The organism is Aquibium microcysteis, assembly GCF_014495845.1.
Lineage (GTDB): Bacteria > Pseudomonadota > Alphaproteobacteria > Rhizobiales > Rhizobiaceae > Aquibium > Aquibium microcysteis.
The window spans coordinates 1,238,823-1,258,876 of the sequence record NZ_CP061080.1 but is presented as its reverse complement, the minus strand read 5'-3'; the positions used below and the strand labels follow the sequence as shown (position 1 = coordinate 1,258,876).

At 67.7% G+C, this 20,054-nt stretch carries 21 protein-coding genes and 1 pseudogene; 3 read left to right on the top strand and 19 right to left on the bottom strand.

The window, feature by feature from the left end:
* Window positions 1–33 precede the first annotated feature (33 nt).
* The 5 genes from IAI54_RS05710 to IAI54_RS05690 form a co-directional block, all read right to left on the bottom strand.
* Complete coding sequence (locus tag IAI54_RS05710) at window positions 34–1,338, bottom strand: dihydroorotase (protein WP_187971433.1); 1,305 nt, start codon at window positions 1,336–1,338, stop codon at window positions 34–36.
* On the bottom strand, window positions 1,335–2,297 hold the full coding sequence (locus tag IAI54_RS05705) for an aspartate carbamoyltransferase catalytic subunit (RefSeq protein ID WP_187971432.1): 963 nt from the start codon (window positions 2,295–2,297) through the stop codon (window positions 1,335–1,337). The genes IAI54_RS05710 and IAI54_RS05705 overlap by 4 nt, the downstream gene beginning before the upstream one ends.
* An 83-nt stretch (window positions 2,298–2,380) precedes the next feature.
* On the bottom strand, window positions 2,381–3,874 hold the full coding sequence (gene glpK / locus IAI54_RS05700) for a glycerol kinase GlpK (RefSeq protein WP_187971431.1): 1,494 nt from the start codon (window positions 3,872–3,874) through the stop codon (window positions 2,381–2,383).
* A 164-nt stretch (window positions 3,875–4,038) separates the two neighbouring features.
* On the bottom strand, window positions 4,039–4,803 hold the full coding sequence (locus IAI54_RS05695) for a DeoR/GlpR family DNA-binding transcription regulator (protein WP_187971430.1): 765 nt from the start codon (window positions 4,801–4,803) through the stop codon (window positions 4,039–4,041).
* Window positions 4,804–4,888: 85 nt separating this feature from the next.
* Window positions 4,889–6,310 carry a pyridoxal phosphate-dependent decarboxylase family protein gene (locus IAI54_RS05690; RefSeq protein WP_187971429.1) on the bottom strand — a complete coding sequence of 474 codons (1,422 nt, stop codon included), beginning with the start codon at window positions 6,308–6,310 and terminating at the stop codon, window positions 4,889–4,891.
* Between the two features lie 146 nt (window positions 6,311–6,456).
* Here IAI54_RS05690 and hpaR point away from each other — a divergent pair, with 146 nt between their 5' ends.
* The gene (hpaR, locus tag IAI54_RS05685) at window positions 6,457–6,957 is read left to right on the top strand and encodes a homoprotocatechuate degradation operon regulator HpaR (RefSeq protein ID WP_187973035.1); all 501 of its coding nucleotides are present in this window, start codon (window positions 6,457–6,459) and stop codon (window positions 6,955–6,957) included.
* Here hpaR and IAI54_RS05680 read toward each other — a convergent pair.
* From IAI54_RS05680 to IAI54_RS05660, 5 genes are all read right to left on the bottom strand, one after another.
* On the bottom strand, window positions 6,952–7,683 hold the full coding sequence (locus IAI54_RS05680; protein WP_187971428.1) for a proteasome-type protease: 732 nt from the start codon (window positions 7,681–7,683) through the stop codon (window positions 6,952–6,954). The genes hpaR and IAI54_RS05680 overlap by 6 nt on opposite strands.
* Window positions 7,684–7,716: 33 nt before the next feature.
* Window positions 7,717–8,511 (bottom strand): transglutaminase family protein, encoded by a 795-nt coding sequence (locus IAI54_RS05675; protein ID WP_187971427.1) that lies wholly within the window; start codon window positions 8,509–8,511, stop codon window positions 7,717–7,719.
* A gap of 14 nt (window positions 8,512–8,525) precedes the next feature.
* Window positions 8,526–9,467: an alpha-E domain-containing protein gene (locus tag IAI54_RS05670; protein ID WP_187971426.1), complete on the bottom strand. Its 942-nt coding sequence runs from the start codon at window positions 9,465–9,467 to the stop codon at window positions 8,526–8,528.
* 72 nt (window positions 9,468–9,539) lie between these two features.
* Complete coding sequence (locus IAI54_RS05665; RefSeq protein ID WP_187971425.1) at window positions 9,540–9,968, bottom strand: four helix bundle protein; 429 nt, start codon at window positions 9,966–9,968, stop codon at window positions 9,540–9,542.
* On the bottom strand, window positions 9,961–11,376 hold the full coding sequence (locus tag IAI54_RS05660; protein ID WP_235679266.1) for a circularly permuted type 2 ATP-grasp protein: 1,416 nt from the start codon (window positions 11,374–11,376) through the stop codon (window positions 9,961–9,963). Before IAI54_RS05660 ends, IAI54_RS05665 begins: the two co-directional genes overlap by 8 nt.
* Before the next feature lie 251 nt (window positions 11,377–11,627).
* On the opposite strand from IAI54_RS05660, the gene IAI54_RS05655 reads away from it, so the two are divergent.
* Complete coding sequence (locus IAI54_RS05655) at window positions 11,628–12,047, top strand: DUF4864 domain-containing protein (RefSeq protein ID WP_187971424.1); 420 nt, start codon at window positions 11,628–11,630, stop codon at window positions 12,045–12,047.
* 32 nt (window positions 12,048–12,079) lie between these two features.
* On the opposite strand, the gene IAI54_RS05650 is transcribed toward IAI54_RS05655, so the two are convergent.
* The 7 genes and pseudogenes from IAI54_RS05650 to coaD all read right to left on the bottom strand — a co-directional run bounded on the left by IAI54_RS05650 (window position 12,080) and on the right by coaD (window position 16,948).
* Window positions 12,080–12,502 carry a DUF2177 family protein gene (locus IAI54_RS05650; protein ID WP_187971423.1) on the bottom strand — a complete coding sequence of 141 codons (423 nt, stop codon included), beginning with the start codon at window positions 12,500–12,502 and terminating at the stop codon, window positions 12,080–12,082.
* 59 nt (window positions 12,503–12,561) lie between these two features.
* Entirely contained in the window at window positions 12,562–13,692 is a 1,131-nt protein-coding gene (tgt, locus tag IAI54_RS05645) for a tRNA guanosine(34) transglycosylase Tgt (protein WP_187971422.1), read from the bottom strand.
* Window positions 13,693–13,726: 34 nt separating this feature from the next.
* Window positions 13,727–14,808: pseudogene (queA, locus tag IAI54_RS05640) on the bottom strand (tRNA preQ1(34) S-adenosylmethionine ribosyltransferase-isomerase QueA).
* Window positions 14,809–14,819: 11 nt separating this feature from the next.
* Window positions 14,820–15,269, bottom strand: coding sequence for a DMT family transporter (locus IAI54_RS05635; RefSeq protein ID WP_187971421.1), 450 nt, complete (start codon window positions 15,267–15,269; stop codon window positions 14,820–14,822).
* Window positions 15,270–15,277: 8 nt separating this feature from the next.
* Complete coding sequence (locus IAI54_RS05630; RefSeq protein WP_187971420.1) at window positions 15,278–15,787, bottom strand: peptidylprolyl isomerase; 510 nt, start codon at window positions 15,785–15,787, stop codon at window positions 15,278–15,280.
* 59 nt (window positions 15,788–15,846) lie between these two features.
* Window positions 15,847–16,425 (bottom strand): peptidylprolyl isomerase, encoded by a 579-nt coding sequence (locus IAI54_RS05625; protein ID WP_187971419.1) that lies wholly within the window; start codon window positions 16,423–16,425, stop codon window positions 15,847–15,849.
* A 22-nt stretch (window positions 16,426–16,447) separates the two neighbouring features.
* A complete protein-coding gene (gene coaD, locus IAI54_RS05620) occupies window positions 16,448–16,948 on the bottom strand; it encodes a pantetheine-phosphate adenylyltransferase (RefSeq protein ID WP_187971418.1) in 501 nt (166 codons plus the stop codon).
* Window positions 16,949–17,179: 231 nt separating this feature from the next.
* Here coaD and IAI54_RS05615 point away from each other — a divergent pair, with 231 nt between their 5' ends.
* The gene (locus IAI54_RS05615) at window positions 17,180–18,514 is read left to right on the top strand and encodes a D-alanyl-D-alanine carboxypeptidase family protein (RefSeq protein ID WP_235679265.1); all 1,335 of its coding nucleotides are present in this window, start codon (window positions 17,180–17,182) and stop codon (window positions 18,512–18,514) included.
* 68 nt (window positions 18,515–18,582) lie between these two features.
* On the opposite strand, the gene IAI54_RS05610 is transcribed toward IAI54_RS05615, so the two are convergent.
* Window positions 18,583–19,278 carry a DnaJ domain-containing protein gene (locus IAI54_RS05610; RefSeq protein WP_187971417.1) on the bottom strand — a complete coding sequence of 232 codons (696 nt, stop codon included), beginning with the start codon at window positions 19,276–19,278 and terminating at the stop codon, window positions 18,583–18,585.
* Window positions 19,275–20,024: a vWA domain-containing protein gene (locus IAI54_RS05605; protein WP_187971416.1), complete on the bottom strand. Its 750-nt coding sequence runs from the start codon at window positions 20,022–20,024 to the stop codon at window positions 19,275–19,277. Before IAI54_RS05605 ends, IAI54_RS05610 begins: the two co-directional genes overlap by 4 nt.
* Between the last annotated feature and the right edge of the window lie 30 nt (window positions 20,025–20,054).

Sequence of the window (20,054 nt, the reverse complement as noted above, 5' to 3'; positions counted from 1 at the left end):
CCTGCGCCGGCCGAGGGCGACCCTCGCCGGCCTCTATGCTGCGGTGAAGATTGTGCGGCCCGCCACCAGCGTTTGCAAGACCCGTCCCTGCAGGCGCGCGCCTTCGAAACAGGTGTTTTTCGAGCGCGAGCGGATGTCGGCCTCGCGCACCACCCAGGGTTCGTCGAGGTCGACCAGGACGAGATCGGCCGGGCTGCCGGGTTTCAGCGTGCCGCCCGGCAGGCCGAAGAGCTTCGCCGGGGCCGTCGAGAGGAGTTCGACCAGCCGCAGCAGCGGGACGTCGCCATTGTGGTGGAGGCGAAGCGCGACCGAAAGCAGCGTCTCCAGCCCGATCGCGCCGTCGGCGGCATCGGCGAAGGGCAGGCGCTTGGTGTCCACGTCCTGCGGGTCGTGCGAGGAGACGATGACGTCGATCGTGCCGTCGCGGATCGCCTCGACCATGGCCAGCCTGTCCTCCTCCGCACGCAGCGGCGGCGAGAGGCGGAAGAAGGTGCGGTATTCGCCGACGTCGTTCTCGTTGAGCGACAGGTGGTTGATCGAGATGCCGGCGGTGACCTTGGCGCCGTCGTTCTTGGCGCGGGAGACCGCACCCGCCGACAGCGCGGTCGAGATTTTCGCCGCGTGGTAGGCGCTGCCGGTGAGGCGCGCGAGCAAAAGGTCGCGCTCGAGCGGGATCGCCTCGGCCTCGCGCGGGATGCCGGGCAGGCCGAGCCAGCTGGCGAACAGGCCCTCGTTCATCACGCCGGCCCCGGCAAGCTCCGCGTCGTGCGTCTCGTTGGCGACGACGGCGCCGAAATCGCGCGCATAGGTCAGCGCGCGGCGCATGACGAGCGGGCTGCGGATCGAATGGCGGCCGTCGGTGAAGGCCACGGCGCCCGCCTCCCGCATCAGGCCGAACTCGGTCAGTTCCTGGCCTTCGAGGCGGCGCGTGACGGCGGCGGCCGGATGGATGTTGATCGACGCCGTGTCGCGCGCGGTGCGCAGCACGAATTCGACCAGCGACACCTCGTCGATGACCGGATTGGTGTCGGGCATCATCACCAGCGCGGTGACGCCCCCGGCCGCTGCTGCCGCGCTGGCGGAAGCGATGGTCTCGCGGTGCTCGCCGCCCGGCTCGCCGATGAAGACGCGGCCATCGACGAGGCCGGGCAGCACCGCCCTGCCCCGGCAGTCGACGACGGTCGCGCCTTCCGGCACGCCCTGGTTCAGGGCGGAGGCGCCGGCCGCGGCGATGACGCCGTCGGTCACGATCACCGTGCCGCGCTCGTCCAGCCCGCGCGACGGGTCGACCACGCGCGCATCGGCGAAGACGGTGGTGCCCTTGCCAGGCGTCCTCATGCGGAGGCTCCCGGGTTGCGGCGCGGATCGAGCAGTGCCTCCATCACGGCCATGCGCACGGCCACGCCCATCTCCACCTGCTCCTGGATGACGCTCTGCGGCCCGTCGGCGATCTCCGACGCGATCTCGACGCCGCGGTTCATCGGGCCCGGATGCATCACCAGCGCGCCGTCATTGGCCGCCTTCAGCTTCTCGGCGTCGAGGCCGAAATAGCGGAAGTATTCGCGCACCGAGGGCACCATGGCGCCGGTCATGCGCTCGCGCTGCAGGCGCAGCATCATGACGACGTCGGCGCCCTTCAGGCCTTCGGCCATCGAATTGTGGACGGTGACGCCCATGTCGCGGATGCCGGACGGCAGCAGCGTCGACGGCGCCACGACGCGCACGGCGGCGCCCAGCGCGTTGAGCAGGATGATGTTCGACCGCGCCACGCGCGAATGCAGGATGTCGCCGCAGATCGCCACCGTCAGCCGGCCGATCCGGCCCTTCGCGCGGCGGATGGTCAGCGCATCGAGCAGCGCCTGGGTCGGGTGCTCATGCGCACCGTCGCCGGCATTGACAACCGAACAGCCGACCTTCTGGGCAAGCAGCGCCGCCGCCCCGGCGGAGGAATGGCGGATGATCAGGATGTCGGGCCGCATGGCGTTGAGCGTCATCGCCGTGTCGATCAGCGTCTCGCCCTTCTTCACCGAGGAACTCGCCACCGACATGTTCATCACGTCGGCGCCGAGCCGCTTTCCCGCGAGTTCGAAGGAGGACTGGGTGCGGGTGGAGGCTTCGTAGAAGAGGTTGATCTGCGTGCGGCCGCGCAGCGTCGACGTCTTCTTTTCGGGCTGGCGCGAGATCGCCACCGCCTTCTCGGCCCGGTCGAGCAACAGCTCGATGTCGCCCGGCGACAGGTCCTTGATGCCGAGCAGGTGGCGGTGCGGATAGATCGGGAAGGCCGGATCGGATGTCATGTCGGGACGGTGTCTTAGGCGCAGCGCGCCTGCCCCGCAAGCGCCGCAAGACGCGCGATGCGTTTCTCCCCGGTCGAATTCCGTCAGGTCGTCGACAGCGTCCGCCGCACGGCGTCCTTCCAGCCCTTGACCTTGCGCTTGCGCTCGGCGGCTTCCATCACCGGCTCGAAGCGGCGGTCGAGCGCCCAGCGGCGCGAGAACTCGGCCGCGTCGGGCCAGACGCGGGCCTTCGAGCCGGCGAGCCAGGCGGCGCCGAGCGCCGTCGTCTCCAGGATCTTCGGCCGGTCGACCGGCGCATCGATGATGTCGGCCAGCCGCTGCATGGCCCAGTCGGAGCCGACCATGCCGCCGTCGACGCGCAGCACCGTGCTCGCCGCGACGCCCCTGGCGTCCTTGCCCATGGCGTCGAGCAGGTCGCGGGTCTGGAAGGCGACCGATTCGAGCGCCGCGCGGGCGAACTCCGCCGGGCCGGTGTTGCGGGTCAGCCCGAACATCGCGCCGCGGGCGTCGGGGTCCCAGTGCGGCGCGCCGAGCCCGACGAAGGCCGGCACCAGATAGACTTCCTGGCCGTCGTCGGCCTGGGCCGCCAGTTCGCCGCTGTGCTCGGCCTTGCCGATCACCTTGATGCCGTCGCGCAGCCACTGCACGGCGGCGCCCGCCACGAAGATCGAGCCCTCCAGCGCATAGGTGGTCTTTCCGTCGAGCCGATAGGCGATGGTCGAGAGCAGCCGGTTCTTCGAGCGGACGAGGTCCGCGCCGGTGTTGAGAACGGCGAAGCAGCCGGTGCCGTAGGTCGACTTGATCATGCCCGGCGCAAAGCAGGCCTGGCCGATGGTGGCCGCCTGCTGGTCGCCGGCGACGCCGAGGATCGGGATCGCGGCGCCGAACAGGGCCGGGTCGGTCGCGCCGAAATCGTCGGCGCAGTCCTTCACCTCGGGCAGCATGGCGGCCGGGATGTCGAGGATCTTCAGAAGCTCGGCGTCCCACCGGTTCTTCGCGATGTTGTAGACCAGCGTGCGGGAGGCGTTGGTGGCGTCGGTGACGTGGCTGGCGCCACCCGTCAGCCGCCAGATCAGGAAGCTGTCGATCGTGCCGGCCAGCAGTTCGCCCTTCGCCGCGCGATTGCGGGCGCCCTTCACGGTGTCGAGCAGCCAGGCGAGCTTGGTGCCGGAGAAATACGGATCGAGCAGCAGGCCCGTCTTCTTCGAGAAGGTCTCCTCGTGCCCCGCCTTCCTGAGCTTCTGGCACATCGCGGCGGTGCGGCGGTCCTGCCAGACGATGGCATTGTGGATCGGCGCGCCGGTCGCCTTGTCCCACACCACCACCGTCTCGCGCTGGTTGGTGATGCCGATGGCGGCGATGTCGGCGGCCGTCAGCTTCGCCTTCTTCAGCGCGCTCTTCACGGTCGAGACGACGCTGTCCCAGATCGCTTCCGGATCGTGCTCCACCCAGCCGGATGCCGGATAGATCTGCGGGAATTCCTGCTGGCCGACGGCCACGACCGTCATGTCGGCATTGAAGACGATCGCCCGCGACGAGGTTGTGCCCTGGTCGATCGCCAGGATGAAGGAACCCATGTCGTCATGCCTCCCTGTCACGTCGCGGGCGACGGACGGTCCCCCGCCGCTCGGGCCGCAGCCGACGGTCCGCTCACCGCGCCGTCGCCGCACCTCCCGCGCAAAGGACTAAAGTGAAAACCAACCGAATGTCAAACGCGCGCAAAGGAACTGGTCCGTTTCCGTCACCGTCCGGTTTCGATCAGCCGCACCTCCGCCTCCGCGCAGATCGTGCGGACCGGCTCGACGTCGCAGCGGTCGGTGATGAAGGTGTTGACCTGCGACAGGTGGCCGATCCGGACCGTCGCGGTCCGCTCGAACTTGGTGCCGTCGGCCACCAGGATCACGTGCCGCGCATTGGCGATGATCGCCTGCGCCACCTTCACCTCGCGGAAGTCGAAATCCAGCAGCGCGCCGTCATGATCGATCGCCGAGGCGCCGATGACGGCATAGTCGACCTTGAACTGCCGGATGAAGTCGACGGCCGCCTCGCCGACGATGCCGCCGTCGGAGCCGCGCACCACGCCGCCGGCGATCACCACCTCGATCGAGGGGTAGATCCGCATCCGGTTCGCGACGTTGATGTTGTTCGTGATGACCATCAGCCCGTTGTGATCGAGCAGCGCCTTCGACACCGCCTCGGTGGTGGTGCCGATGTTGATGAACAGCGAGGCATTGTCGGGGATCAGCCGGGCCGCCGCCCGGCCGATCGCGTCCTTCTCCTCGGAGGCGATCTTGCGACGTGCCTCGTACTCCATGTTCTCGATCCCCGAAGGGAACAGGGCACCGCCATGGATACGCGTCAGCAGGCGCTGGTCGCAGAGGTCGTTCAGGTCCTTCCGGATGGTCTGCGGCGTCACGCCGAAATGCTGGGCGAGGTCCTCGACGAGCACTCGCCCCTGTTCCTTCGCCATTTCGATGATGGCCGAATGCCGCGGCGACAGGAACATGCACCCCCCTTTCGTTTTTCTTTCTTCTACAGAAAAACGAAAGACGCGGCTTGGCAAGTCGTTTTTTCGGCGGTGGTTGGGGTCCTCACCGTTGCGGCGGCATGCCGCGGGCCGCTGCCCGAATGGCGTCGAACGCCTCGGCGACGTCGGCCTCGGTCGCGTCGAACTGGCCGGCCTGGAAGCGGATCGCAACGGCCCCGTCGACACGTGTCTGGGTGAGATAGATGCGGCCTTCGTCGTTGATGCGGCTGACGAGGTCGATGTTGTGGCGGTCGAGATCGACCACACCCGCGGGACAGTGCCGGAAACTGAACAGCGACAGCATCGGCTCGGTCACCAGTTCGAACTCCGGCTCTTCACCGATACGGCGCGCGAGGTCGTGAGACCAGGAGACATGGTTGCGGATCATGCCGCGCAGCCCTTCAAGCCCATGCGCCCGCATCAGGAACCACAGTTTCAGCGCGCGGAACCGGCGGCCGAGCGGCACCGTCCATTCGGAATAGTTGATGAGGCCGTCCTTGCCGTGTGTCTTCAGATATTCCGGCTGTATCGCCAGTGTCCGTACCAGGCTGTCGGGATCGCGCAGGAAATGGGTCGAACAGTCGAACTGCGCACCCAGCCATTTGTGCGGGTTGAGCACGACGGAATCGGCTTGCTCGATGCCCGTCCAGAAGCGGCGGAACTCCGGGCAGATCATGGCCGACCCGGCCCAGGCGGCGTCGACATGCACGTAGAGGCCGTGCCGCCTCGCCACCGCGCAGATCGCGAGGAGGTCGTCGGTGGCGCCGATGCTCGTTCCGCCCACGCAGGCGATGATTCCCGCCGGCAGGTGGCCGGCCGCCCTGTCGGCGTCGATGGCGCGTTCGAGCGCGTCGGCATCCATGCCGCGCGCAGTGCCCCGGGTCGGAATGCGCACGAGGTTCTCCTGGCCGACGCCGGAGACCCAGATTGCACGGTCGATGGAGGTGTGGACCTGATCGGAGGAATAGATCCGGATCCGCTTCTGCCCGGGCAGGCCCTGGCTGTTGCCCTTCCAGTCGAGCGCGCGCTCGCGCATGACGAGAACCGCCGACAGCGTCGCCGACGAGGCGGAATCCTGGATCACGCCGACGAAGCCGTCCGGCAGGCCGAGCGCCTGGCGCAGCCAGTCGAGCACCTTCGTCTCGAGCTCGGTCGCCGCCGGCGAGGTCTGCCAAAGCATGCATTGTGCGGCCATCGCCGTGACCAGATACTCGGCCACGACGCAGACCGGCGCGGCATTGGCGGGGAAATAGGCGAAGAAGCGCGGGTGCTGCCAGTGCGTCATGCCCGGCACGATCGTCGTCTCGAAGTCGGAAAAGATCCTGTCCATCGCTTCCGGCTGCTCCGGCGGCGCGGCGGGAATGGCTGAGGCGATCTCGCCCGGCACGGTCTGCGCCCGCACCGGGCGGTCGCGCAGGCTCTCGCGGTAATCGGCGCCCCACTCCGCCGCCTTGACCGACCACTGTCGGAACGATTCGCCGTCCATGAAGTCACTCTCCTGCGCCACCGGGCCCGATACCTACGACGCAGCAGACGCGGCTGTCACCCGAAAGTGCGCGCTGGGCCATTTCCCATGCGCCGACCGATCGTCTATGCCTGCGGGAGACGGCGCGCCGCATGGTCCGGGGCGGCATGAGAGGGAGCACGAAGCGACGGATGACACCCTCCCGGTCCACCTGCCCGGATGACCTCCTGATGCCGCGCGACACCAACCGCTCGCTGCCGATCGCGCTGCTGCGCGCGCGCGAGGCGGTGATGTCGCATTTCAGGCCGCTGCTTGCCGCGCACGACATCACCGAGCAGCAGTGGCGCGTCGTGCGAACGCTCGGCGAGTCCGGTGCACTCGACGCCACGGAACTCGCGGCCAGGGCCTGCCTGCTTGCGCCGAGCCTGACACGCATCGTGCGGACGCTGGAGGACCGCGGCTTCGTGACGCGCGGGCGGGACGAGGCGGATGCGCGGCGCGCCGTGATCCGGATCACGCCGAGGGGACTGGAGTTCATCCGTGATGTCACGCCAGCCAGCCGGGCCATCTATGCCGAGATGGAGGCCAAACTCGGCCGCGAGCGGATCGAGGCGCTGCTCGACATGCTGCAGGATCTCAACGCGCTGAGCGCGGGCGAAGGCTCATGACAGAGAGAAATCGGGCAGGCTGCCGAAGGCCGTCCTGAGCGCGTCCGACCAGCCGTCCGAGATCGTCCGGAAATAGGGATCGTCCTTGGTGATCCGCTTCTGGAAACCGATCTCGAAGCTGTCGCTCTCGTAGAAGAGCATATCGAGCGGCATGCCGACCGACAGGTTCGACTTGAGCGTCGAGTCGAACGACACCATCAGCAGCTTGGCCGCCGCCTCGAAGCTCATCGCCCGGTCGTAGGCGCGGATCAGGATCGGCTTGCCGTACTTGGCTTCGCCGATCTGGAAGAAGGGCGTGTCGGAGCCCGCCTCGATGAAATTCCCCTCCGGGTAGATCATGAAGAGCCGGGGCTCCGAGCCCTTGATCTGCCCGCCGAGGATGAAGGAGGCGCTGAACGCATCCTGGCTCTGGCCGGCCGGTGCGGAGCTGGCGATCACCTCCTTGACCAGATTGCCCACCACACGGGCCGTCTGGAACATGGACGGAGTCTCGAGCAGCGACGGCGTGCGCTCCGACGGCGCCTTGGAGCGTTCGTCGAGCAGGCTGACGACGGCCTGCGTGGTCGCCAGATTGCCTGCGGCCAGGAGAACGATGACGCGCTCGCCGGGCTTCGACCAGGTGAACATCTTGCGGAAGGTCGAAATGCTGTCGATCCCCGCGTTCGTCCGGGTATCGGACATGAACGCAAGCCCCCGATCGAACTTGATGCCAACGCAATAGGTCATGACAGCGATTCGGCCCGATTTCCCCGGCCGACACTACTGCTCGACGGTCACGGAGACCGCAAGCCGTTCCTCGCCGCTGCCATGACGGATTCCCGACACTGGCATGGCGTCGCGGTAGTCGCGCCCGGTTGCCAGCCGGACGTAGCGGTCGTCGGGGCACATGTCGTTGGACGCGTCGAAACCGACCCAGCCGAGGTGCGACACATGGGCCTCAGCCCAGGCATGGCTCGCGGCCTGCTCGGGCGCATCGCCCGAATAGAGATAGCCGCTGACGTAGCGCGCCGGGAAGCCGAGCGCGCGGGCTGCCGAAACGAAGACGTGGGCATGGTCCTGGCAGACGCCCGATTTCCGCTGCAGCACCTCCTCCGCACCGGTGGCGGGATCGGTGGTGCCCTTGACGTAGGCGACCTGCGCGGCGACCGCCGTCATCAGGGCATGGAGGCGCTCGAGTTCGCTGTCGCCGCCGATCGAGGCCGTGAGCGCGGCGATCCCCTCGCCGGGGGCGGTCAGCGCCGTTGGTGCCGTGAAGAGCCAGAGGGGTGCGAAGCCGCGGTGAAGCCCGGTCACGCCCGTCGTGTCGACGACGTCGACCTCGCCGCGGACCTCGACCACGATGGCGTGCGGACCGCCTTCGGCGCTGATGAGGATGGTCTCGTTGCCGAACTGGTCGACGAAGCGCACTTCCTCGCGCGCGCCCTCGATGGCCAGCGACCAGGAGCGCACGGTCTGCGCGCCGCCGCTGTAGGGCGTCAGCCGCAGCCGCTGCAGCGCATAGCCGAGCGGGGCCTCGTAGCGGTACTCGGTGCGGTGGGTAATCTTGAGCCGCATGGATCCTTCCGGCCTCAGTAGAAGCGGTAGTTCTGGGCGATCTCGTTGCCCAGGCGGTTGTTGTCGCCGATGAAGTCGGTGAGGAACTCGTGCAGCCCCTGGTCGAAGATCTCCCGCACCGAACTGACCTTCAGCCGGCCGAGGATTGCCTCGGCGGTGTCGTGGCAGGGATGGCGCACGCCGTATTCGCTCGCCAAGAATCCGAGGCTTTCGGCGATGTTGCGGTAGCAGAAGGCAAGCGAGCGCGGCATGCGGCCGTTGAGGATCAGATAGTCCGCGATCAGCGTCGGCTTGTATTCGGCGTCGTAGATCCAGCGGTAGGAGCGGTGCGCCGACACCGAGCGCAGGATCGATTCCCACTGATAGTTGTCGAGCGTGGAGCCGACCCAGGAGACCGACGGCAGGAGCACGTAGTATTTGACGTCGAGGATGCGGGCGGTGTTGTCGGCCCGCTCGACGAAGGCACCGATCTGCGAGAAGTCGAAGATCTCGTTGCGCAGCATGGTGCCGTGGAACGCGCCGCGGATCAGCGCGGTCTCGCGCTTGATGGCGTCGAGAACCTTGGGCAGGTCGCGGCCGTCGATCGGCTGCGCCAGCATCCGCTTCATCGACATCCAGGCCTCGTTGAGGCTCTCCCAGGTCTCGCGGGTGAGCGCCGTGCGCACCATGCGGCCGTTGTTGCGCGCCGTCTCCATCACCGACATGACGCTGCCCGGATTGGACGTGTCGCGGAGCAGGAAGTCCGAGACGTTCTCCGCCGTGAACTCGGCGTGGCGCTCCCTGAACGCGATCGACGCGCCGGCGCTCGCCACGATCGAGGCCCATTCCTCGCTCGGATCGGCGCTGCGCGTCAGCGCCAGCCGCAGCCCCGCATCCACCAGCCGCGCCGTGTTCTCGGCGCGCTCGATGTAGCGGTTCATCCAGTAGAGGCCGTTGGCGGTGCGTCCGAGGAGCATGTCAGGCGGCCTTTGTCGGGCAGTCGGCAGTCGGCAGTCGGCAGTCGGTCTTTCGACGGGCCCGCGAACTCGTCATGCTGCTTTCTCCAGGCTGCGTATCAACGCGCGTAGCATCTTCCCCACATTCTCCGTCGTCACGAGGAGCTTTTCCTCAGTCGCCTGGTCAAGCATGCCAAGCCTTCCGGACACGATCAGGTGGGTCTCGAGCTCCTTGAGCGAGCCCTGGGCAATCCTCAGAAATTGGAGGTATGAGCCCTTGTTCTCTCGCCCGTACCCCTCGGAGATATTCGCAGCGATCGAGGTGGCCGATCGTCTGATCTGGGAGGTGAGACCGTAGAGTTCCATCGCCGGATAGGCTTTGGTCACCTCATAACATTCGACGATGAGCTCTATCGACAGTTTCCAGACCCGCAGATCCCGGTAGGAACGAACAAGTGAACTCCGATCGGCATCCCCCGACTGCCGACTGCCGACTGCCGACTGCCCTTCTCCGCTAGTCATCCAGCACCCACGTATCCTTCGTCCCGCCGCCCTGCGAGGAGTTGACCACGAGGGAGCCTTCCTTGAGCGCCACGCGGGTGAGGCCGCCGGGGACGATCTGGATCTTGTCGGAGACCAGGACGAAAGGACGCAGGTCGACGTGGCGGGGGGAGAGGCCGGCTTCGGTGAGGATCGGGCAGGTGGAGAGCGAGAGCGTCGGCTGGGCGATGTAGTTCTTGGGCCTCGCCTTCAGCTTGGCGGCGAAGGCCTCGCGTTCCTTCTTCGACGCCGCCGGACCGACCAGCATGCCGTAGCCGCCCGAGCCGTGGACCTCCTTCACGACCAGTTCCCCGAGGTGCTCCAGCACGTATTTCAGGCTGTCCTCCTCCGAGCAGCGCCAGGTCGGCACGTTGCCGAGCAGCGCCTTGCGGCCAGTGTAGAACTCGACGATCTCGGGCATGTAGGAATAGATCGCCTTGTCGTCGGAGATGCCGGTGCCGGGCGCATTGGCGATGGTGATGTTGCCGGCACGGTAGACGTCCATGATGCCGGCGATGCCGAGCGCCGAATCCGGGCGGAAGGTCAGCGGATCGAGGAAATCGTCGTCGACGCGGCGGTAGAGCACGTCGATCTCCTTGTATCCCTCGGTGGTGCGCATCGCCACGCGGCCGTCGACCACGCGCAGGTCGGACCCCTCGACCAGTTCGACGCCCATCTGGTCGGCGAGGAAGGCGTGCTCGAAATAGGCGGAGTTGTAGATGCCGGGCGTCAGCACCGCCACGCGCGGCACCTCCTTGCGGCAGCCGTTCGGCCGCACCCGCGACAGCGACTGGCGCAGCAGCTGCGGATAGTTCTCGACCGGCCGCACCTTCACCTGCTGGAACAGCTCCGGGAAGAGCTGCATCATCGTCTCGCGGTTCTCCAGCATGTAGGAGACCCCCGACGGCGTGCGGGCATTGTCCTCCAGCACGTAGAACTCGTCCTCGCCGGTGCGCACGATGTCGACGCCGATGATGTGGGTGTAGACGCCGCCGGGCGGCTTGACGCCGATCATCTCGGGCAGGAAGGCCTCGTTGCCGGCGATCAGCTCCCGGGGGATGCGCCCGGCGCGCAGGATCTCCTGGCGGTGGTAGATGTCGTCCAGGAAGGCGTTCAGCGCGATCACGCGCTGCTCGATGCCCTGCGTCAGCCGGCGCCACTCGCGACCCGAGATGATGCGGGGCACGATGTCGAACGGGATCAGACGCTCCGCCGCCTCGCTCTCGCCATAGACGTTGAAGGTGATGCCGGTCTTGCGGAAGACGCGCTCGGCATCCCCGGTCTTCTCGGTCAGCCGCGCCTTGTCCTGCGACTGCAGCCAACCGTCATATCCTCGGTACGGATCTCGCACGGTCGAACCGTCCGGCCGCATCTCGTCGAACGCTGTCACTGAGATACTCCCCTGTGACGGCCATTTCAGAGTGTTCGCCTGCGGAAATCAAGCGCAATCGCCCGCAAGCGCCTGTGAAAGAGACGAATTCCGGCGTTTGCCGAACAAAGCGGCAGTCTGCCTCGCCGCATGCATCCGCGGTGCGCAGCGTTGCCCGGAGCGTCGCTGCGGATGAAACCGGAATCGCTGTGGCATCGTATCTGTCGAGGTCCGCAGTCGGCGGACTGCCGTGGCCAAAGGAGGTTGCCGCCATGCCGAGACCGATCGCAATCGCCGCCCTCGCCTTCCTGCTCGCTTCGCCTCCGGCTCTGGCCGGCGAGGCGGAGATCAGGGCGGCGCAGACCGTCATTCAGAACCAGATCGAGGCCTTCCTTGCCGACGATGCGGCGCGCGCCTATTCCTTCGCAGCGCCGAACATCAAGCGCTACTTCCCGACCCAGCAGTCCTTCATGGCGATGGTGGAGAACGGCTACATGCCGGTGCGGCGCCCGCAGAGCCATGCCTTCGGCAAGTCCGAAGAGATGAGCCCGACGCGGATCGTCCAGCAGGTCCTGCTGGTCGGACCCGACGGCAAGACCTACGAGGCGGTCTATACGCTGGAGATGCAGGGGGACGGGAACTGGCTGATCACCGGCGTCAGCATGCGCGCCTCCAATGCGCTCAGCACCTGAGCGACGAGGCGCTCAGGACCTGAGGCAGCGCCTCATCCGCCCGAGGGCTGCGACAGGAGCCCGAACGACTTCATCGCGAAGAGCGTGCCGGCCGCCACCGTGCCGCTCAGCACCGTGCCCCAGATGACGTCGACGATCGCCACGACCGGGTCGTAGCCCTTGAGCACGGCGAGGTTGGTCGCGTCGTAAGTGAGATAGCAGAAGAAGCCGAACAGGGCGCCGTTCAAGGCTGCCGCGAGCACGCTGTCCTGCGCCATGCCGACGCTGATGGCGAAATAGACCAGCCCGGCGACGTAGACGAGGTAGAACACGGCCGCCACGCCCCAGCGCGGGTGGTCGAGCATGAGGTCGCCCATGCGCGAGGCGTAGAAACCGCGGGCCACGATGCCGAGCCAGATCGCGTCGATGATGAGGAAGATGACGACCGCGATGCCGTAGGCGGTGACGTATTTCATGGCGGGCTTCCTCCTGGCGGCGGCCGCGACGCATGCGCGGTTCGAAAGCTGTTACGCAGTCAGAGCGCCGGAAGATCACCCTTCGCCCAAAGCTCCGCCGTCTCGGCCGCGAATTCACCCATCCGCCCCGCCGAGATGGCCTCGCGGATGCCCTGCATCAGGCTCTGGTAGTAGGCAAGGTTGTTCCAGGTGAGCAGCATGCCGGCCAGCGCCTCCTGCGACCGCACGAGGTGGTGCAGGTAGGCGCGCGAATAGTCGCGCGCGGCCGGGCAGTCGCTTTCCTCGTCGAGCGGGCGGTGGTCCTCGGCGTGTCGTGCGTTGCGCAGGTTGATCTTGCCGCGCCGGGTGTAGGCGAGCCCGTGCCGGCCTGCCCGCGTCGGCATCACGCAGTCGAACATGTCGATGCCGCGCATGACCGATTTCAGGATGTCGTCGGGGGTGCCGACACCCATCAGATAGCGCGGCTTCTCGGCCGGCAGCACGGGACAGGTCGCGTCGAGCATGTCGAGCATCACCGCCTGCGGCTCGCCCACGGCGAGACCGCCGACGGCGTAGCCCTTGAGGTCCATCGCCTTCAGCGCCAAGGCCGAACGCTCGCGCAGCGCCGCGATGTCGCCGCCCTGGACGATGCCGAACATCGCCTTGCCCGGCTGCTCGCCGAAGGCTGCCTTGCAGCGCTCGGCCCAGCGCAGCGACAGTTCCATCGCGCGCTCGATCTCGGCGGCCTCGGCCGGCAGCGCCACGCATTCGTCGAGCTGCATCTGGATGTCGGAGTCCAGCAGCCCCTGGATCTCGATCGAGCGCTCGGGCGTCATCTCGTAGGCGGCACCGTCGACATGCGACTTGAAGGTGACGCCCTTCTCGGTCAGCTTCCTCAGCTGCGCCAGCGACATGACCTGGAAACCGCCGGAATCGGTGAGGATCGGCCAGGGCCAGCGGGCGAATTCGTGCAGGCCGCCCAGCCGCGCCATGCGCTCCGCACCCGGCCGCAGCATCAGGTGGTAGGTGTTGCCGAGGATGATGTCGGAGCCGAGGTCGCGCACCTGGTCGAGATACATCGCCTTGACCGTGCCCGCCGTGCCGACCGGCATGAAGGCCGGCGTGCGCACGGTGCCGCGCGGCATCGAAATCTCGCCACGACGCGCCTTGCCGTCGGTCGCGAGCACGCGGAAGGTGAAGGTCTCGGTCATGGCGTGCCGGCTCCGGTGGGGTCCGATCTGGCGGTCATCCGGCGTCCCTGAACAGAAGGCTCGCATCGCCATAGGAGTAGAAGCGGTAGCCGCTCGCGATCGCATTCGCATAGGCGTCTCGCATGGTCTCCAGCCCGCTGAAGGCCGAGACCAGCATGAACAGCGTCGATCGCGGCAGGTGGAAATTCGTCAGCAGCACGTCCACTGCGCGGAAACGGTAGCCGGGCGTGATGAAGATCGAGGTGGCGTCCGACCAGGCGGCGAGGCGTCCGTCCGGAGCCGCCGCGCTCTCGAGCAGCCGCAGCGACGTCGTGCCGACCGCGACCACGCGCCCGCCGCGCGCCCGCACCGCGTTCAGCGCATCGGCCGTCGGCTGGGCGACATGGCCGATCTCGGCATGCATGCGGTGGTCGTTCGTATCGTCGACCTTCACCGGCAGGAAGGTCCCTGCCCCCACGTGCAGCGTCACGAAATGCCGCTCGACGCCGATCGCGTCCAGCCGCGCGAAGAGGTCCGGCGTGAAATGGAGCCCGGCCGTCGGCGCCGCGACGGCGCCCTCCTCGCGGGCATAGATGGTCTGGTAGTCGACCAGGTCGCGCGCGTCCTGCGCCCGCTTCGAGGCGATGTAGGGCGGCAGCGGCATGTGGCCGACCGCGTGCAGCGCTTCGTCGAGCAGCGGACCGGCGAGATCGAAGACGAGCAGCGCCTCGCCGGCCTCGCCCTTTTCGGCCACCGTCGCCTCCAGCGCGCCGAGCATGCAGGCATTGCCGCCGTGGCCGAAGACGATGCGGTCACCCGCCGCCACCCGCTTGGCCGGCCGCAGGAAGGCCCTCCAGCGATCCGCGCCCGTGCGCATGTGCAGCGTCGCATCGACATGCGCCATCGCCGCGCCGCGCCGCGCCGCCGCGTGCCCGACAGCTGCGCGGGGATCACCCGCGTGTCGTTGAAGACGAGCGCGTCTCCGGGCCGCAGGAAGGACGGAAGGTCGCGGACCACCGCGTTCTCCACCCTCTCGCCCGGCCGCACGACCAGCATCCGCGCCGCGTCGCGCGGCTCCGCGGGCCTCAGCGCGATGCTGGTTTCGGGGAGTTCGAAATCGAAGAGGTCGACCTTCATAGCCGCCTGCCTCAGAACCGCCTGATCATCAGGGCGCCGGTGACGAGCAGCACGGCGCCGGCGATGCGGCCGAGCGACAGCTCGCGGACGGCGACACCGAGCAGGCCGACGCGGTCGATCAGGAGGCCGGCGAGCAGTTGCCCGGCGACGACGAAAGCGATCAGCGTGGCGGCGCCGAGCTTGGGCACCAGCACCACGACGCAGGTGACGTAGAAGCCGCCGAGACAGCCGCCGACGACGAAGAGCCAGAGTGCAGGCGCGCGGAAGTCGATCGCCGTGCCCTGCATCTTTGCCCAGAGGGCCGAGACGAGGCCGAGCACGATCGCACCCGACAGGAAGGAAAAGGCGGCGGCCGCGACCGGCTGGCCGAGGCCGCGCGCCAGTGCGGAATTGACGGGCGCCTGCAGGGCGAGCGCCGCCCCGGCGATCATGCCCACGAGAGGCCAGAGCACGCCCGTCATGGAGCGCATCACGCGTCGGCCGCGACCTTCATCGACACGATCTTGTCGGGATCCTGCACCGGCTCGCCGCGCTTGATCTTGTCGACGTTCTCCATGCCCTCGATGACCTGGCCCCAGACCGTGTACTGGCGGTTCAGGAAGCCGGCATCGGCGAAGCAGATGAAGAACTGCGAGTTGGCCGAGTTCGGGTTCTGGGCGCGCGCCATCGAGCAGGTGCCGCGGGCGTGGTTCATGTTGGAGAACTCGGCCTTCAGGTCGGGCTTGTCGGAGCCGCCCATGCCGGCGCGCGCCGGGTTGAACGAGGCGCCGCCCGACTTGCCGAACTTAACGTCGCCGGTCTGGGCCATGAAGCCTTCGATGACGCGGTGGAAGACGACGCCGTCATAGGCGCCTTCGCGGGCGAGTTCCTTGATGCGGCCGACATGGCCGGGCGCCAGGTCGGGGAAGAGTTCGATCACGACCCTGCCCTTGGTCGTTTCCATGAGCAGGGTGTTTTCCGGATCCTTGATTTCGGCCATCTGTCGGGCTCCCTTCGTATCGGATGTTGTCGGCGCTCGGCCGGTTTCAGGGTATCGGTCTACTGCGGGTCCGACGCGATGCGCGCGTCGATGATCCGGTCGGGGTCCTGGACGACGCCGTTGGCGGCGCGTTCGCCGCGTTTGATCGCGTCCACCGCCTCCATGCCGCTCTCCACCTCGCCGACCACGGTGTAGCCACCGTCGAGGTTCGGCGCGGGTGCGAACATGATGAAGAACTGCGAATTGGCCGAGTTCGGGTCCTGGGCGCGGGCCATGCCGACGACGCCGCGCAGGAACGGCGTGCGCGAGAACTCTGCCGGAAGGTCCGGAAGCGACGAGCCGCCGGTGCCGGCGCGGCGGGCATTGAAGCCGTCCTCCATGTCACCGAATTCCACGTCGCCGGTCTGCGCCATGAAGCCGTCGATGACCCGGTGGAAGGCGACGTTGTCGTAGGCCCCTTCGCGCACGAGCGTCTTGATCCGCTCGACGTGCTTGGGCGCCAGATCGGGCCGCAGCGCGATCGTCACGTCGCCGTCCTTCAGCGTCAGGATCAGCGTGTTCTCCGGCTCGGCCGCCGCGGCACCGAAGACGAGGCTCGCCGAAATGAGGCAGGCCGAGGCCAGCTGTTTGAGCAGCATTGCGTATTCTCCCTGGAAACTGTCAGGCCTTGAACTTGGCGGCCAGCGCCAATGCGACGGCGGCCGGGACGAAGGGGCGGATTTCGCCGCCCATCGCCGCGATCTGCCTGACGAGTGTGGCGGTAATGGTTCTGACCGACGGGCTGGCCGGAATGAACACCGTCTGCAGTTCCGGCGCCATGGTCTCGTTCATGCCGGCCATCTGCATCTCGTAGTCGAGATCGGTGCCGTCGCGCAGCCCGCGGATCATGATCGTGGCGCCGTTGGCGCGGGCGGCGTCGATCAGCAGGCCGGAAAAGGAGATGATGCGCACCCGCCCTTTCAGCGCGTGCAGTTCGGACGCCGCGACCTCCTCGATGAGCGCCACGCGCTGCTCGAAGGTGAAGACGGGCGTCTTGCCGTGCTGGATGCCGATGGCCACGACGATCTCGTCGGCCACCGCCATGGCGCCCTTGAGGACGTCGAGGTGACCGTTGGTCAGCGGATCGAAGGAGCCAGCATAGATGGCGACACGTTTGCTCATGCCCGGCTTCTAGAGCGCCGGCGGCCCGATGGCAATCGCGACGGCAGGCTCTCGCCCGCCTGACGCTGCGTGACCGTCCGAACGCTAAAACTCGAACCGAATGGTCATGGATCCGGCAACATTCCGGTTACCTTAAACGGATTGGTAACGACGCCGACCTTACCGTCCGCTCCATGTCGTGGCGGCACGCGTGTCGCCGGAAATCGAACAACAAGAATTCGAAGGTGCAACGTGCGTCAGTCGAACGGTATCCCCAGAACCCTTCTCGCTGCCTCCCGATTCCTCGTCATCCTCGCCGTCGCGGCCATGGCCGCCCTGTCGTCCGCACCGGCCCGCGCCGGCGACTATGCAGGCATCGTGATCGACGCGAACACCGGCAGGACCCTCTATGAATCCTCGGCCGATTCCGCGCGGTATCCCGCGTCCCTCACCAAGATGATGACCCTCTACATGGTGTTCGAGGCGCTGGACGCCGGGCGTATCCGCAAGGATACCCGCGTTCCGTTCTCGGCCCATGCGGCGGCCCAGCCGCCGACGAAGATCGGCGTGCGCGCCGGCAATTCGGTGACGGTCGAGACGATCATCTACTCGCTGGTCACCAAGTCGGCCAACGACGCGGCGGCTGCCGTCGGCGAGCTTCTGGGCGGAACGGAATCCGGCTTCGCGCGGCAGATGACCGCCAAGGCGCGCCAGCTCGGCATGTCGAACACCACCTTCCGCAATGCGTCGGGCCTGCCGGACGCCAACCAGCGGACGACCGCCCGCGACATGGCCATCCTCGGCATCGCGCTGCGCGAGCACTTCCCGCACCACTACGACTATTTCTCGACGCGCTCCTTCACCCTCGGCAAAGTCCGCATGGCCAACCACAACAAGCTGCTCGGGCGCGTGAAGGGCGTCGACGGCATCAAGACCGGCTACATCCGCGCTTCGGGCTTCAACCTGGTCTCCTCCGTGAAGACCGACGGGCGCAACATCGTGGCGGTGGTCATCGGCGGCAACACCGGCGCCAGCCGCGACGCACAGATGACCAAGCTGATCCGGGAATACCTTCCCAAGGCGTCCACCCGCAGGAGCGGTCCGCTGATCGCGCGCGGCGCCATCAAGCCGGGCGCACCGATCGCGACCGCGGCCGTGACGCTGCCGAAGAGCGAGGCCCCCACGCCCGACTTCCGGCCGGAGGAAGAGGAGGCCGCTGTCGTCGCCTATGCGCCCGAGCCTGCCGCGAAGGCGGCCGCGGACATCGCCGAAGCGGCGATCGAGAGGGTCACGCCCGCCCCCGGAGTCGATCCGATCCGGACGGCCTCGGTCATCAGCCAGGGCGGCTGGGTCGTGCAGGTGGCGTCGACGCCTTCGAAGGAGCAGGCCATGGCCGTCCTCGATGCGACGAGTTCGCGCGCCGGCAGCATCCTGGCGGGCGCCCTGCCCTTCACCGAACTCTTCGAGATGAAGGGGAACGTCTACCACCGCGCCCGTTTCGGCGGATTCTCCACCAAGACGGCCGCTTTCGACGCCTGCACCGCTCTCAAGCGCAAGAAGATCGACTGCTACGCGGTGCAGCAGTGACGTGACGCAAACGACCGCGGGGCCGATCCGGCCCCGGTCTCCCGGTAATGTATTCTGTCGACGGAGAACTAGTCATGACCATTCAGCAGAACGTCCTTGGCCTCGTTGATACGCGCCGCAAGAAAGGACGAGCCGCCGAGGTCGGGGTGCACGCGCTGCATCAGGCGGCGATGCGCCTTGCGGATGTCCGCCGCACTGGCACCCGCTTCAAGACCAAGGACCTGGTAGGCCTCCTGCTCAGTCATGGCGCCCGTGCCTGGCGCGCGTCCCTTCCCCCCGCCAACGTGCGCATCCATGCCGTCACGCCAACCGGGGAATCGGCCGTCAAGATAAGCTTCCAGAAGCTGTAGACTGTCGGCCTCGCCCTCGAGTTCCCGGTAGAGCGCCAGGAGATCGTCGCGGGACAGTCCGGCGAGCTGGCGGCCTTCGAAACGGCCGGCCAGAACCATGCCGGCGAGCGCGCCGCTGTCATGGTCGAGTTCCATCTCGAGGGCAGCGGTGCGGACGGTGGAGCGCTTGCCGGGCGTCGGCCGCGCCGCGCGCCTCCTCTGGCCCGACAGGTACCAGGCCACCGCACCCGAGAAGGCGGCTCCCGCCAGGCCGACACGCCCGAGGGCCAGCAGGCCAAGCCCGGCCAGGCCGAGCAAAGCGGGACCGGCAAGCCCGATCGTCCGCGCCACGGTGACCGCATCCGCCCGCACGAAGCCGACGGCCGCCAGGAAGGCGACGACCAGCGCCGCGGTCGCATAGAACATGAACGTCATCGACCCGCCCCGCCCTGCCCCTTTCCGCCGAGATGCTCGATGAGCAGCCGGTCGCTGGCATTGCCCCGCGCCTCGAGCGCCTTCAGTCCTCCGGTGGCGAAGACCGCGATGGACGACAGCAGGCGGGCGAGCGTGGCAGCCGACTGTCGGTCGAACCGGAACCATGCCCCGCGGGACAGGCGGGCAATCTCCCGGAACGCCGTCTCGACGGCACCGTCGTGCCCCTCCTGGAACACGAAAACCGGAACGCCGCGAAGACCGAGCTGCCCGGCCTTGTCTGCGAGGTCGTCGACGTTTTCCTCCATCGCGTCGCCGATGTAGACGAGCGCGTCGACCTTGCCGCGTTCGTTCTCCTTCAGCGCATGCGACAGCACCTTGCCGATCTGGGTATGGCCGCCGCGGCAATCGATCTTCGTCATCAGCCGGGTGAGTTCCCCGGCGTCGTTCACGAAGCGGGACGCCCGGCATTCGCCGAAGCCGCGGAAGTAGACGAGCTGGACGTTGAGCGCGGTGCGCCCCGCCGCCTCGAACATCTCGCCCTGGAGACGGCAGGCCAGGTCCCAGGTCGGCTGGCGGCTCATGGTGGCATCCAGAGCGAGGATGAGCCGGCCTCTCGCTGCCGCGCCCTTCATGGCGCCGAGCGCCCGCACGTGGCGCACGAATGCTTCCACGTCGCTGCCCGTCGCGGTCGTGCCCTCCCGAGGCGCGAGCGGATCGTCGGTCTTGCGAAGCCGTTTGTCGCTCATGGCGCTGAAGATGTGGCGGTGGGCGCTGCG